This window comes from Pseudomonas sp. MWU13-2105 (assembly GCF_023242315.1).
Taxonomy (GTDB): Bacteria; Pseudomonadota; Gammaproteobacteria; order Pseudomonadales; family Pseudomonadaceae; genus Aquipseudomonas.
In genome coordinates, this window is record NZ_JALLIY010000089.1 from 1 (window position 1) to 461 (window position 461).

1 protein-coding gene is annotated in these 461 nt (G+C 57.9%); it reads left to right on the forward strand.

The window, feature by feature from the left end; genetic code table 11:
* Positions 1 to 461 (forward strand): hypothetical protein (locus M5B96_RS32430; protein WP_248801249.1); only part of this gene is annotated, 461 nt, incomplete at both ends.

Here is a 461-nt window from a genome sequence, read left to right on the forward strand (position 1 = left end):
GTCAACGCGAGCTGGAGTGATGTCACGCTCAATGGTGCCAATGGATCGGTCATTGGGACCTACGATGTGCTGCAACTGGCCGGTTCCGGAGACTCTGTCGTTGGCGATTGGAGCTCAATCAGCTTCGATACTGCGGCCGGTGCCGTAGAGTCCATCTCTGGTAGTAGCAACACGATTAACTTCGGTGCTGGAACCACAGCATCGGTCACCGGCAGTAACGACACGATCAACCTGGGTACAGGCTCAAGCCTGACGAGCAGCGGTGGCGGTGGCGACACCATCTACGCGACCTCGGATGATGCCCTGGCCCTGAACGGCGCTGCGGGTAATATGGAAACCTTGCACGTCAGTGATGACCAAAACATCACCCTGGGCGGCAACTCGGCGTTCAACGTGATTGGCAGTGACAACACACTCAATGCCGGGGCCGGGGATCTCTTGGTCGCGAGTAATGACGCGAT